Raw genomic sequence first — 13,417 nt, 5'->3', positions numbered from 1 at the left:
GCCAAGGCGAGGGTCGCGAGTTCGAATCTCGTCGTCCGCTCCATAAGTGCCCTTAGCTCAGCTGGATAGAGCGTTTGACTACGAATCAAAAGGTCGGGAGTTCGAATCTCTCAGGGCACGCCATTTCAGTCTGGATTAGAAATATTGAATTGCGCCGGCGTGGCGGAATGGCAGACGCGAACGACTCAAAATCGTTTGGGAAACCGTGGAGGTTCGAGTCCTCTCGCCGGTATCGTATACATAAGTAGAATGAAATCCACTGTCCAACAGAACTTTGTCTGTTGGATTTTTTGTTTTGTCTTGTTACATATGGCATGATTGATAGCAGTCTAAGAGAGTGTCATTGACATTGCAATGAAAAGTATATAGAGGAATTTGCTAATCATCACTTATAACAAGGTATAAGTGATGATTCAAACACATAGTGAAGCGACCAGATATCAAGGAACGACTGAAAACAGATCAAACAAAATAATTACAAAAAATAGTAGAAAAATATTTTATAATAAGTTATGGTTAGGGAAATTGGGTTTGGACTTCGAAATGTTGAACCCCAATTCGTCCGCATTGTTGGCAGGAACAGAATTATTGTTTCCCATGTTCTTTATCTTTGAAGCATTTGCTTCTAGTTTAGCTGTGGGTCTCAGTACTGTGACTCAACGATTGGAGAAAGGAAGTTCGAGGAATGTAAAAGTCTAGGGATTATTTCTATATACATGGACACCGGATTGACTACTTACATTCAAAAAAAGTAGCCAGATACATGACTAATAATGGGAGTTGAGTAAATGAAGCCGATCCATATTCAGAGAGCTCGTGTACACAATCTCAAAAATATTGACATCTCCATTCCAAAAAACAAGGTGACCGTTGCAACCGGTGTCAGCGGTTCTGGTAAATCCAGTCTCATGTTCGATATCGTATTTGAAGAAGGACGCAGGGAATATCTTCAGTCTATCGGCATGTTTGACGGTCTGGAAGAGGAACGCAAGTTTGACCGTATTTCAGGCATAGGACCTACTGTTGCGGTGCAGCAGAGCATCGTTCGCCAGAGCAATCCAAGATCGACAGTTGGTACGCGAACTCATATTTGGAATCTGCTTAGCCTTCTTTATTCAAGTGAAGGTCAATTGATCTGCTCTGAGTGTGATGCTTTGATCGAGAGGGGAGTGATCTGCCACAAATGTGGAAATGAAGAGGAACGTCTGGAAATCGGCTTCTTTTCGTATAACCATGCGAATGGGATGTGTATGACTTGCTCCGGACGAGGAGCTTATTACCACGTCAATATGGAAAAGCTGGTGCCTAACGAAAGGACGACAGTTCGTGAAATCTTCCACTCGATCGAAGTCACGCCTGGCATTGGCAGGGTGGTAGAGCGTAATCTCAAATCCTACATGGATATGCCTTACTCGCAGCTGCCGGAGGAAGTAAAGGACGAAGTCATAAATGGACACTACACGAATAACAGCGCGAATCAAAGTTTCTGTCTCTCCAGAATCTTGCAAATTCGTCATAACAAAGGGGAGTATCTCCAGGGTCTATATGAGCTGATCGAATGTCCGGAGTGTGATGGTTACCGTGTAGGAGAAAAAGCACGCCGGGTGTTGATCCATGGAAAACAGATCGGCGAAGTGGGTAAAATGACGCTCGTGGAGGTAAAGGCCTTTTTCGAATCGACCTTACAGCAACGCAGATTCTCCCAGTCCGGCACGAATCTGATTGAAGATGTCATGTCTAAAACCTCATCTTTAACAAAAGCCCGTCTCGGGCACTTGTCTCTATACAGAGAGATGTCTTCGCTCAGTGGTGGCGAGATTCAGCGTCTCTTCCTGCACGCCCATCTGGAATCCAAGATGGAATCCCTCATTTACATTCTTGATGAGCCGACTGTCGGTCTTCATGAATCGGAAAAAGCGGAACTGCTCAAATCGATCCGAGCATTGAAGGAAATCGGGAATACCGTGATCGTTGTCGAACACGATAAAAGCACCATCGAAATGGCTGATCATATTATCGACATTGGCCCCAAAGCCGGCGTTGAAGGCGGAGAGGTCGTATATGAAGGCAGTTATGCAGGATTGCTGCAATGTGAACACTCTTTGACTGGCTAATATTTGTCTGGTCGAGTGAAGATGCCTGTCCGAACGTTGAGAACCAATCTGTTCAGGGCTGCACACACCCCAAGTCTGACCATCCGTCATGCCCGAACAAATAATTTGAAGGACATTACAGTCTCCATTCCTCTAGGTGTTCTTGTTGGGGTGGCAGGTGTATCGGGTTGCGGTAAAAGCTCACTCATCTCTGATACGCTGGTGCCATTGTTACGAAGCCATTTCCGTGATTCATCCAACAATAGCCATCGATCTCTTGATGACAGTCAGATTGAGGATGATTCCTCCTTGATACAAACCTTGGCGCAGAGCCTGGACGGTGTCGAGAATCTATCCGGATTTGCAGAGGTTTCGCAATCCCCGATTGGACGAAACAATAACTCTAATCCCGTCACTTTTATTCAGATTTGGAACAAAGTTCGGAAACTGTTTGCCGATCTGCCGGAAGCCAAGCGATTGCAATTAACTGCGGGGCATTTTTCTTTCAACTCAGATGGCGCCTGTCCGGAATGTGGAGGCAGTGGCCGAATGGCCATTTTTCCTGGTGCAGCCATGAAAATCTATAAGACTTGCGAGGAATGTAAAGGCAGTCGCTACAATGAAACGGCTCTGAAAGTAAGGTATAAGGGGAAAACCATCTCGGACGTCCTGGATTTGCAAGTGTCAGAAGCGGTGACTTTCTTTCAAGAGCATAAGGGCATTATATCCACACTAGAAGTTATGGAGCGAATAGGCATGGGTTACATGACCCTTGGACAGCCAACTTCAACGATGAGTGGAGGAGAGTCACAACGGCTCAAACTCGCCAAAGAAATCGGCAAAAAAAGAAAAGGTAACATTCTGTATGTCATGGATGAACCGACAACAGGCTTGAGTCTGTACGATACGGCACAGCTCATCGCTCTTTTGGACGAATTAGTAAGCAATGGCAATTCAGTGCTGGTCATTGAACACAATCATGAAGTCCTGGCGTGCTGTGACTGGCTAATTGAACTTGGTCCAGAAGGAGGGTCTGGTGGTGGAAATGTCATGGCGACAGGATCCCCACAAGACTTGCTGGACAATCCAGTTTCTATTACGGGCAAGTATCTAATTCGCAAAGGTAAAGAACGGTCGGGTGTAATGACATAAGTTATGGAGTGGGAAAGGCAAGAAGCGCAATCCGTTGACATTCGTATAGCATATTTCCTGATAGATCTGATAAACGGCAATCTTAGCCAGTATGCTCAACGGGAACAAAATGAACACTTTATAAGCATCAGAATGCGGAAGAATCAAAAGCGAATATTCGACTTCAAGTGATATTGGATCAGACCATTTTTTGGGGGTTGGCAGAGTCATCTTTGTGTGTTACAATCATTTTTGTGATTCAAGCTCAACTCCCCATTGTGGTTAGGAGTTAGCATCCGGGACGTAGCTCAGCTTGGTAGAGCACCTGGTTTGGGACCAGGGGGTCGCATGTTCAAATCGTGTCGTCCCGACCACTTAAATACGCGGGTGTAGTTCAATGGTAGAACTCCAGCCTTCCAAGCTGGTAGCGTGGGTTCGATTCCCATCACCCGCTTTTAGAAAAAAGAGCCGCTTGGCTCTTTTTTTGTTGGGTGGAGCGGATGAGAAGCCACGCCGGGTTCGACCAGCCGTGAAGACATCGTGGGAAAGACAGAATAGGCTGAGCGTCCGTTCCGCCCGCCAGTAACAGGGATACATCATCGAACAAGCTGCTATTCGATGGAGGAACGGAGTATTCCCATCACCCGCTTTTGATAAAAATCACAAATCGGAGTTATGCAAGATGAGCGACCGCGTAAAGTGGATATTTTTATCGCCAAGTAGAAAACCTTCTGCTGTGGAACAAAAAAAGAGCCGCTTGGCTCTTTTTTTGTTGGGTGAAGCGGATGAGAAGCCACGCCGGGTTCGACCAGCCGTGAAGACATCGAGGGAAAAGCAGAATAGGCTGAGCGTCCGTTCTGACCGCCAGTAACAGGGATACATCATCGAACGAGCTGCTATTCGATGGAGGAACGGAGTATTCCCATCACCCGCTTTTAGAAAGGCTATGTTAAAATTTAATGTTGATGTATAACCATAAGAAAACCGCCTTGACGTTAAGGCGGTTATTTAAGCTATCGTCTCCCGTTAGTTTAATGACTATTCTCTTAGCTATTTGAATCAATTTCATAACTCTGAAGCCTTGATGTGACTGACTTTTTTAACCATAGAAAGAGAAGTGCCTCGGCAAGTCAGAGCAAGTTTTCTTGTCCTGCATTTGTATCTAGGAGGTATCTCTACCCTTGGGGTGGTTGAATTATGTCGGAGCACCCCACTCATTAGAACGACGGTATTCAGGCTGTTGGTCTTTCTGTTATGATTTATATTCTTTCATACTCCTAAAAAGTGGCCCAAGTTCTTGTCGTTGGATATTGACAATAACTTGGGCCTATAATCAAAGAAATCCCATATTCATTTAATTAGCCTTAATTTATGTCTTCAGACAACTACAACACTGACTGTTTGACGACAAAAGTTTGAGTTGATTTACCTTATTTTCCCATTATATCTACTAATTCAAAGTAATTTCTTCTTTCTTTTTAGAATCTAAATCAGTAATACTAAAGATCCAGTTTTCACCATTTGCTTTAATATCATTTATTACAGGAATGCCGTTAATAAAGGTGGATTTTTCAATTGCTTCTTTAACTTTTTTTGCATTCGCATTAGAATTAAGAATTTTTATGTTGGTTGCACTTGATATGGGGGGATTTGACTGGTCAATATTCCCTGAATATGCAACCGTTACTTGCTGACCAACAAAAACTTGACCGTTATTTTCAGTTCCTGTAATTTTAGTTTTTTCAGACATAACAAACCATATGGCATTATAGCTCTCACTTGAATTGTTAGTAATTAAAACACGTCCATCTTGGTCCTTTTTTACAATGTACCCAGTAATGTTTTTTCCATTTGTACTACAGGCTGTTATGAAAATTAGCAGTATTAATAAAATAGATTTATATTGTCTACACATAAATCTCCTTTCCCCATCATTTCTTATATTGTAAGTGTCCAATAACCTAATTTACACGTAAATAAGGAATAAAGTTGAGTGCTTCCTTAGCCTCATATATATGAGTATATACTGCATAACCATTTGCGTCTCTACCCTTATTAATCCCATTCAGCTCATGGTATATCCATACCGGTCCTCCACTATCTCCTCCTGTACTAGTGTAAGTCGCCCTTCTTAATCCATAGAAATAAATACCACTCCAATATCCTGATGTGTTAACACTGTTAATGTATCCACAGGAGACATTGTCCTGGTTTGCTCCTGACATACAAACAGATTGTCCATAATAGTCACCGTTCTGACTTTGGAACGAATCAATCCATCCACCACTATATGCAGTTGTATACAAATAGCCACTTAAATCCGAAAATCCAACTTGAATAAGTGCTACATCCGCTTTATTCTTTTGATACTTATTAACCATTGAGCCAATTGAATTGTAACCCTGATACCATGTTTGACCAGTTGAACCACAATGTCCTGCAGTTACAAGATAATAACCAGACCCATTAAGGCAGTGAAACTTGCTGTACACTTCACAAATGAAGTTGCTGAAGTGTTTATTGCTAATCCACCTTGCAAAGGACGATGATAAGAAGTTCTTGAGGAATCATCTATATTATCTATTTGTTGTTCGAAAAATTTCAATGGAACTGAAGAAAACATCTTGTTTAATGTTTTCTGTGAACCTTTTGTATTAGGATAAATTCCAATATCAAGCGCTTCATTGGGTATATCTACAGAAATTGAATTGATTTTTATCCCTTCTTCTTCAACAGCAGATAAATTATTAATGATGTCTAGATGTGCTTGATTTAATTCCTCCTCGGTGAATTTTGCCTTTTTAAATAGCACTTTGTTTTCAATATAGTCATTGTAAATCTCTTTCTTTTCTTGCTCATTTAGTTTGGATAGATCCTTTATCCCTATGTTAATTATTCCTCCATTTGGTTGGTCAACATATAACCAAGATAATTCAGGTTTTAGTTTTGCCTTTATCTTAGGAATAGCTTGCTTTTCTTTTTTGAATCTAGTATCTAATTCCTCCAATTCTAAATCAGTAAGATAGGCGCCGAATTGCTTAAATGAATTGTTTTTAGGTTTTTCTTTTATGGTATTAATAACTTTAGTTTTATCACTATCTAAACCAAAATCTTTTCTAAATCTTAAATTTTCAGCAAGTATACTTTCCTCAGAAATTCCTAAATAATTTTCTTCTGTGGTATCAGGACTTTCATGTGCAGATACTGGAAAGACTGTTGACAATACTAAAATAAAAATTAGTCCAGGCGTTAAGAAAAACTTTTTCATCATGTTAATCCCCTTTCAAAAATGGTATGATGATACATTTATATGATATTACAATATTAAATGGAATTCAATAGGAGGTGTACTTTTGCAGATTAATGCGATTCTTCTCGTTACTTAAAAGACTAAATTCACCTCATAACGGAACCCCATTTCACTCCGCAATTCTGCCCGTTAGCTTAACAAGAATAAGAAGAGATCCTAATTTTGGTATTCGTTTCAGTTACAGTAAACTGGCACGATTTTACCAACATATTTTTCTTATTCGATGAGGTATTCTCATATTCCTTGCTATCTATATAACGGAACCATGCCAAATACTGTTGCAAATATTTCGTTGCAACACCATTAAAGCGATCCATCCATTTCTTCAAGCGGCTGTGGTAACTATTTACGTTTTGGATATGGTAAACGCCTTTTACCCGTTGTTTTCCATCGGACTTGAATCGGTAATGAGCCAAGCCCTTTGAATTCGCATAGGAACTGAATGCTCTCCACGAATCAGTGCATAGCACGTTTGAGTCCGATATATGGCCACCAATCGCTTCATTCAATTTTGTAGTCCGAATACGTCCACGCCCAAGTACGCCAGAGTAACTCATTTTCTGACGGTCACGGTCAACGAGTACACACACCTGGTCATTACTAATACCACGATATTTGTCTTTTCTGCCGCGTTTACGTGGCTTGCGTTCAGAAATATTCCGTTTGCCCTTTTCAGAGTATAAGAAATACGTTCCTCCATTTCAACGATTCCCTGGAACGCTTCAGTTGAAATCTGCTTTAGACCGGCAGAATTCTTATGTCGCCAGTAAAACAAGGTGACGTGTGTGACTTCACCATTTAACTGCTCTGCACATTTTCTCAGAGAATAACCCTCAATCATACATTCAATAAAACGAACCCAAATATGAGGTCTCCTCGTTCGATGCAGAGGGGTATTTGTAAGGTCATTGAACGTTTGGCGACAGGACTTACAACGGTAACGTTGACGTTTAACCTCTCCAGTACGTGTTTTTACAGCGTACTTCCCAAAACGCACAACAGATAGGTTTTTGCAATGCGGGCAAACGAATCCATCTTTATGCTTCTGCTTTTGAATTTCATCAATCGCTCGAACTGGAACCGCCACACCTTTGGTTCTGGACTGCAAAAAGTAGATAAGCTCTCGCTTACCTTTATCGTCCAATGTATCAGCAAGCCTCTTTAGTTCCTTCTAATCCATGGGTAAACAATCTCCGAATAGTGATAATACCATCACTATAGAACGTTAGTTCGCATATATCAAATATCATCAACAAAATTTAACATAGCTTTTAGAAAAAAGAGCCGTTTGGCTCTTTTTTTTGTTGGGTGGAGCGGATGAGAAGCCACGCCGGGTTCGACCATCATAGCCCTCAGCCATTTGGAGCAAGAAAGATCATCAAACTGTCTCCATCGCCCTAAAAAGAAATTGGAGAAAGACCTTACCTAACCCGGATAAAGAAAGGTAGAACAACCAGACTGATCGCGAGAAGGGTGACCGCGACGGCACCAGTCCGTGAACGATGTTGTTTCCACAGAACGACTGCATACCCGATGGAATAAACAAAACCGGCCAACGCAATGAGCCACAACACGAATTTCATCATCGTCTTCAATCCTTTATATGGTCTTGGGAAGGCAATTTGATCTGTTTACCGAAACGATTGATGGAAACCTTTGTTTGAATATCAATCTGCATGTTCGGATACATCTTAAACCAGTCGGCCTTTTGATAAGCGGCCTGTGTTAAATAAGCTTTCCGAGCATGCAGAGACCAGTGGAAAGGCTCACCTTTCAGCGTGGTTTGAGTTTTTCGAATCAATGCGGCAAATTTTTGATTCAATTCATCCTCAATGGAAGCTTTCAGAAGCGTTTGGTTTTTCATATTGCACGCATAATCGACCATGCTCGGAATGTTCAAAATCTCAATCCCGATCGGAATCTCTGCATGGATCTGTGCCGGTTCTTTTTTCAATTGCATATCGAGCGTCGGCTTCTCACTTAAAATAATCCGAACCGTGATCCGGTATTGTTCACTTAACGGATCTTTAAAGGTCGCGATGATCTCTTTTATTTTTACCGTAGGATCAAGCAGAAGCGACAACCTGGTTTCCTCGCCATTTAAGTATCCAATTAGCTTTCCTTCCTTAAATACCCCCGACCCGATAAACTGGGAGGGACTCCCGCCTTTTTGTTCGATCTGCCCGGCCAGATATTCATCTTCATAGCCTTGCTTTCCATCTGCGGTCTTCGTCGTGGCATGCATAGATAAAAACAAGTCTGCATCGCCTTCCGTTGTGAATAAAAAGCGGTGGATCGTGGCTTTGGGAATGAGTCCTGTCACAATCCCGCGGTCCATCATAAATTGATAGAACTTGTGGGGGCGGGTCTCCAGCGTAGACTGCACCGAACGAATGAAGTCCTCGGCTTTTTCTGAGGTCACGATCAGATTGACATCCCTGCGGATGCTCTTGTCTTTGGCTGTGGCAAATAAAAATTGATAGAAATCCTCTTCTCTCGCTAGCTCCTCTGACACCACGATCACCGAAACAAGCTGAAACGTTATCGAACGGGTAACAAAGGCATTGGCTGTATGCCGGGCAGAAATGAAATCGGTGGACGTAAAGGTGACGATTTCCTGGGGGGCTTCAGTGGTTTGACTGCCTTTTGCCGCTGAACCCACTTCTGGGTTGGCAATTTGCAAGGTGACTTTGACCGTACCCTGTTTCTCGGACTTGTCCAGTCCAATTCCAACTACATACGCTTGTTCTTCCAGTTCAATTTGATCCCAGCAGCCGGTCAAGGTCCACATGAGGAGGACACACAGAGTGAGATGGCATACCTTCATGATGCTGATCTTCCTTTCCATGCAGCCGTTATCCAGATCAACATCGGGACTAGCAGAAAGAACGGGGAAGCATACCTTAGCAGTTGTTCACGGACCAGATAGACGTTTACGCCAGAATTCTCAGGTATCATCCCGATCCAAATGATTAATATGCCCAAGGGGAAAAACAAGTGCTCATGCTCCTGAATCTGAAACACCTTCCCGAACAAAATACCTAGCATATATAAGTAAATCGTGAATCGAACGATCGTGCCAATCAGCCAAAATGGAAGGAATAGCGTTTCAATATTGGTGAAAAAGGAACCAATCTGAATGAATCGGATAGATTCGTGAAAAGGATAAGAGATTTTTTCAATCGATGGGTAATCATAGAGTAAAATGAAAAACAGTGTAAACACGACAATTTGAATCCCACTCGTAATAAAACCCACATACAGGCCGCGTGAGAATTCCCGCTTATTCTTCAACAACGGCAGCAGAAACATCAGGACGAGAATATCCCCGTAGATCGAAATATGATACATGGATTCTTTTAAAATGGTGACATATCCGGGACCAAACAGGGGAAAGATTCGTCCCATCTGCAGATAGGGAATCATGAGCAAGAGGGCGCCTACGAATGTAATGATGATATAGAAGAGGGTGAGCCAGGCAACGGTGGCGATGGCTTCCAGTCCTTTTTTTGCACCGTAGACAAGAGCTAGCATCAGCAAGATATAGATCACGAGCATGGGCGACTTTTCAAAATACATAGTGCCAATCACATCTACATAGCTGCGTGTATCCGTGACAATCGCTACAAATGTAATGACGAGAAAGCAAAAAAACAAAAGTGTGCTTATTGGCTTTCCCAGTAGATGGGTGGCAATCTCGAACATGTGCTGATTTGGAAATCGATGATACACCTTCATCATCAGAAAAACAGGAATGCCTAACACTGCAAATGAGAGCAGGGGGACCATCCAGCTGGCATTCTCTGCACCCGAGTACATGAGAGAGGGAGTGGTATCCGTAGCTTTCATGCCGATGGCAAACAAGATCATCGCAGCAAATTCACGATATCCGATCCGGTCTTTGTTGAAAAGGCTCTCGTCTGACACCTGTGTCATCGTCATCCCTCTTTCCTGCTCATTTCAGATTAACTCGGCCGCTTCGATTTTGCTTTCTTTTGCTGATCTTTTGTCTTCAGATATCCCGGTCGCAATTTCTCCTGCATCAATTTTTTGCGAAAAATCGTATCCTTCGAGGAAGAATAGTGTGGGGACATGGGTGCCAGATAAGGAACCCCGAATGATTTGATTGTAACCATATAAAATAACCCCATCATAAACAAGAGCGTCATGCCAAACATTCCGAAAAATCCGGCAGAGATAATGAATAGAAAACGAAGAATACGTAATGTGAAATTCAGACTGATATCGTTGATCGCAAACGAAGAAAGCCCCGAGACAGCTACGATGATAATCACAATGGGACTAATAATGTTGGCATCCACAGCGGACTGACCCAGAATCAATGCACCAACAATGCCGATGGTGGTTCCGATCGGTGCTGGAACACGCAGCCCCGCTTCACGAATCAGCTCAAAGGCAAACTCCATTAATAATACTTCAAAAAATATCGGCAATGGCACCTTTTCTCTCGTACTCACAATCGCCAGCAACAGGTCTGCAGGTATCATTTCACTATGGTAGTTGGTAATCGAAATATAAATGGCGGAGGTAAACAGCGTCAAAAATATAGACATCATACGCAAAATCCGCGTGAAATTTCCATATAAATATTTCAGATAATGATCCTCCGAGGTATGAAAGAAGGACCAGAAAGTAGCCGGCAGGATCAGGCAGTCCGGACTGTTGTTCATCAGCAGAATAATGTGTCCATCCTCCAAAAAGGACGCTGCGCGATCCGGGCGCTCAGAATATAGAAGGGTGGGGAAGACCGAGCTAGTGCCATCTTCGATATATTGCTCCAGCAAACCCAGATTCTGAATGGCGTCCACATCCAGACTGCGAAGACGATCTTTGACGCGCTCCAGAATGTGTTCATTGACCAATGATTGATTGTACATCAGTATCACTTCATTATGTGAACGGGTGGAAATAGACATACGCTCGGCATACAACTGTTCATGATGGATTTTCTTGCGTACAAGCGAGATATTGCTGGCCAGATTTTCAGAGAACGCTTCCTTCGGTCCTTTTAGCGACATTTCATTCTGAACCTTGTCTATGCTTCTGCTGTCATACTTGGTGGCATGAATGAGAATCACTTCGAGAGAGCCATCGATAAACAGGGCAGCTTGCCCCAAATTGATTCCTTCAATAATGGTTTTCATCTCTTGGGCGAGGGTCAGATTCTGTGCGGTGATGAGGTTTTGAACCGGCTGTGGTTGCGTAAATCCGTGAGATTGCAGCAAAGGCTGGATCACTTCTGATTGCAGCGTTTGTGCATCCACAATGGTATCAAAGAAACAGAGAACAGCTTGCTGTCCCGTCGCGCGAATCTGTAAGGACCGAACCACAAAATCGCTGTTTTTCTCAGGTGCGTAGAGCGTTCGAATAACAGCCAGATTGTCTTCCAGGCTGCTGACAAGCGGGGGATAGGATTCGCTTCGGGAAGCAGACGGATGTGGTGGTCTGTGATGGATAAAAGGATGACGCATCCCGTTCACCTGCTTTTTCTGTATTCTCTCATGCCGTTTATCCGCTCTTCATTTTTCACACATCGTTTTTGGCGCGTCGTTTTTTCGCATGCTTAGTGAATTTCATGGTGGATCATTATGCTTACGATTGCCTGTGAACAGGCAGATTATTCCGTAAAAAAGGACAGAGGCGATGAAGCTTGCCCCTGTCCGGTGTAACAGATCGATATAGATCACGAATGATCCGATTTCTTTTTCTTCGGGAAATTGAAGTATTGATAATACTGGCACTCGATGCGTCCATTGTAGAGCTTGCGACGCTTGTTAGCTTCTTGACCGAAATGGCGTTCGAATGTCTTGGTAGGGCTAATGGCAAAAGTAGACCAGTCTTGCATTCGGCGATGAAGCTTGCCCAATTCCTGAATCAGAGATTCAACCTCCCGTTGCTCACTGATTCGTTCCCCATACGGTGGATTCGTGATGATAATCCCGCCATGTCCATGCGGAGAAGCTTGGTGAACGGGGAGTGCCTTGAAGCTGATTTCCTTGCTGAATCCAGCAGATTTGGCAGATTGTATGGCAATGTCGATAGCGGAAGCATCGATGTCTGACCCGCCAATTTGCAAGGGAATATCATCATTTACCGCATCATATGCTTCATTTCTGGCTGTATCCCAATCTTCCTCCGGAATGATCGGCCAGTGCTCGGAAGGGAACGATCTTCGCAGTCCCGGTGCGACATTCCACCCGATCATCGCGGCTTCAATCGCAATCGTGCCCGATCCGCAAAATGGATCATACAAAGGCCATTCCGGCTTCCAGCGACTGATATAGACCAGTGCTGCTGCCATCGTTTCCTTGATAGGAGCTTCTGTAACCAGTTTTCGGTAGCCTCTTTTGTGCAGGCTGGGACCTGTTGTGTCCAGTGTTAAGGTCGCCACATCTTTGTGCAAGGATACCTCAATGGCATACAGCGGACCCGTTTCTTCAAACCAGTCTGTCCGATAAGCTTCCTTCATTTTTTCCACGATCGCTTTTTTCACGATACTTTGACAGGCAGGAACACTGGACAGTTGAGACTTTTGTGAACGACCCTGTACCGGGAATTCTGCATGTGCCGGAACCCAAGTGGGCCAGGGGAGGGCTTTGGTTTGTTCAAATAATGCTTCGAAGGTCGTTGCCTGAAATTCTCCCATTTTGACCAGTACTCGATCTGCGGTTCGCAGCCAGAGGTTGGTCCGGGGAATGTCCGAGAGTGAGGCACGGAACGTCACTCTCCCGTTTTCTGTCATCTGATCCTCATATCCCAACTGTTTTAGTTCATAAGAGACGATAGACTCCAGACCCATCGGGCAGGTCGCTATCAGTTGCAGATTTTCCATAAGACGCATTCATCCTTTTCCATTTCACTT

At 43.4% G+C, this 13,417-nt stretch carries 9 protein-coding genes, 4 tRNA genes and 1 pseudogene; 6 read left to right on the top strand and 8 right to left on the bottom strand.

Going from position 1 to position 13,417, the window contains the following annotated elements:
- Positions 1–46: 46 nt before the first annotated feature.
- The 6 genes from ACFSUC_RS17545 to ACFSUC_RS17520 all read left to right on the top strand — a co-directional run bounded on the left by ACFSUC_RS17545 (position 47) and on the right by ACFSUC_RS17520 (position 3,678).
- A tRNA-Arg gene (locus ACFSUC_RS17545) sits at positions 47–123 on the top strand.
- 30 nt (positions 124–153) lie between these two features.
- Positions 154–232, top strand: a tRNA-Leu gene (locus ACFSUC_RS17540).
- A 556-nt stretch (positions 233–788) separates the two neighbouring features.
- On the top strand, positions 789–2,114 hold the full coding sequence (locus ACFSUC_RS17535; protein ID WP_379930945.1) for a hypothetical protein: 1,326 nt from the start codon (positions 789–791) through the stop codon (positions 2,112–2,114).
- Between the two features lie 288 nt (positions 2,115–2,402).
- Positions 2,403–3,245 (top strand): hypothetical protein, encoded by an 843-nt coding sequence (locus ACFSUC_RS17530; RefSeq protein WP_379930944.1) that lies wholly within the window; start codon positions 2,403–2,405, stop codon positions 3,243–3,245.
- Positions 3,246–3,521: 276 nt separating this feature from the next.
- A tRNA-Pro gene (locus ACFSUC_RS17525) sits at positions 3,522–3,598 on the top strand.
- Between the two features lie 9 nt (positions 3,599–3,607).
- Positions 3,608–3,678 (top strand) — tRNA-Gly (locus ACFSUC_RS17520).
- Between the two features lie 996 nt (positions 3,679–4,674).
- On the opposite strand, the gene ACFSUC_RS17515 is transcribed toward ACFSUC_RS17520, so the two are convergent.
- From ACFSUC_RS17515 to ACFSUC_RS17480, 8 genes and pseudogenes are all read right to left on the bottom strand, one after another.
- Entirely contained in the window at positions 4,675–5,139 is a 465-nt protein-coding gene (locus ACFSUC_RS17515) for a DUF3221 domain-containing protein (protein WP_379930943.1), read from the bottom strand.
- 528 nt (positions 5,140–5,667) lie between these two features.
- On the bottom strand, positions 5,668–6,495 hold the full coding sequence (locus ACFSUC_RS17510) for a hypothetical protein (protein ID WP_379930942.1): 828 nt from the start codon (positions 6,493–6,495) through the stop codon (positions 5,668–5,670).
- 173 nt (positions 6,496–6,668) lie between these two features.
- Positions 6,669–7,678, bottom strand: a pseudogene (locus tag ACFSUC_RS17505) (IS1595 family transposase).
- A 277-nt stretch (positions 7,679–7,955) separates the two neighbouring features.
- A complete protein-coding gene (locus ACFSUC_RS17500; protein ID WP_379930941.1) occupies positions 7,956–8,120 on the bottom strand; it encodes a hypothetical protein in 165 nt (54 codons plus the stop codon).
- Positions 8,121–8,125: 5 nt separating this feature from the next.
- Positions 8,126–9,361: a Ger(x)C family spore germination protein gene (locus tag ACFSUC_RS17495; RefSeq protein WP_379930940.1), complete on the bottom strand. Its 1,236-nt coding sequence runs from the start codon at positions 9,359–9,361 to the stop codon at positions 8,126–8,128.
- Entirely contained in the window at positions 9,358–10,476 is a 1,119-nt protein-coding gene (locus ACFSUC_RS17490) for a GerAB/ArcD/ProY family transporter (RefSeq protein WP_379930939.1), read from the bottom strand. Before ACFSUC_RS17490 ends, ACFSUC_RS17495 begins: the two co-directional genes overlap by 4 nt.
- Before the next feature lie 23 nt (positions 10,477–10,499).
- Entirely contained in the window at positions 10,500–12,026 is a 1,527-nt protein-coding gene (locus ACFSUC_RS17485) for a spore germination protein (protein ID WP_379930938.1), read from the bottom strand.
- A 212-nt stretch (positions 12,027–12,238) separates the two neighbouring features.
- Positions 12,239–13,387 (bottom strand): THUMP domain-containing class I SAM-dependent RNA methyltransferase, encoded by a 1,149-nt coding sequence (locus ACFSUC_RS17480; protein ID WP_379930937.1) that lies wholly within the window; start codon positions 13,385–13,387, stop codon positions 12,239–12,241.
- Positions 13,388–13,417 lie beyond the last annotated feature (30 nt).

The sequence above is a fragment of the Marinicrinis sediminis genome (assembly GCF_042685085.1).
Lineage (GTDB): Bacteria > Bacillota > Bacilli > Paenibacillales > KCTC-33676 > Marinicrinis > Marinicrinis sediminis.
This window is presented reverse-complemented; position numbering and strand designations above follow the sequence as displayed.

What these genes read in the sequence shown, in the direction of transcription:
- ACFSUC_RS17535 (WP_379930945.1), top strand. Translation starts at nt 789, where the DNA reads ATGAAGCCGATCCATATTCAGAGAGCTCGTGTACACAATCTCAAAAAT.
- ACFSUC_RS17485 (WP_379930938.1), bottom strand. Translation starts at nt 12,026, where the DNA reads ATGCGTCATCCTTTTATCCATCACAGACCACCACATCCGTCTGCTTCC.
- ACFSUC_RS17500 (WP_379930941.1), bottom strand. Translation starts at nt 8,120, where the DNA reads ATGATGAAATTCGTGTTGTGGCTCATTGCGTTGGCCGGTTTTGTTTAT.
- ACFSUC_RS17495 (WP_379930940.1), bottom strand. Translation starts at nt 9,361, where the DNA reads ATGAAGGTATGCCATCTCACTCTGTGTGTCCTCCTCATGTGGACCTTG.
- ACFSUC_RS17510 (WP_379930942.1), bottom strand. Translation starts at nt 6,495, where the DNA reads ATGATGAAAAAGTTTTTCTTAACGCCTGGACTAATTTTTATTTTAGTA.
- ACFSUC_RS17490 (WP_379930939.1), bottom strand. Translation starts at nt 10,476, where the DNA reads ATGACGATGACACAGGTGTCAGACGAGAGCCTTTTCAACAAAGACCGG.
- ACFSUC_RS17480 (WP_379930937.1), bottom strand. Translation starts at nt 13,387, where the DNA reads ATGGAAAATCTGCAACTGATAGCGACCTGCCCGATGGGTCTGGAGTCT.
- ACFSUC_RS17515 (WP_379930943.1), bottom strand. Translation starts at nt 5,139, where the DNA reads ATGTGTAGACAATATAAATCTATTTTATTAATACTGCTAATTTTCATA.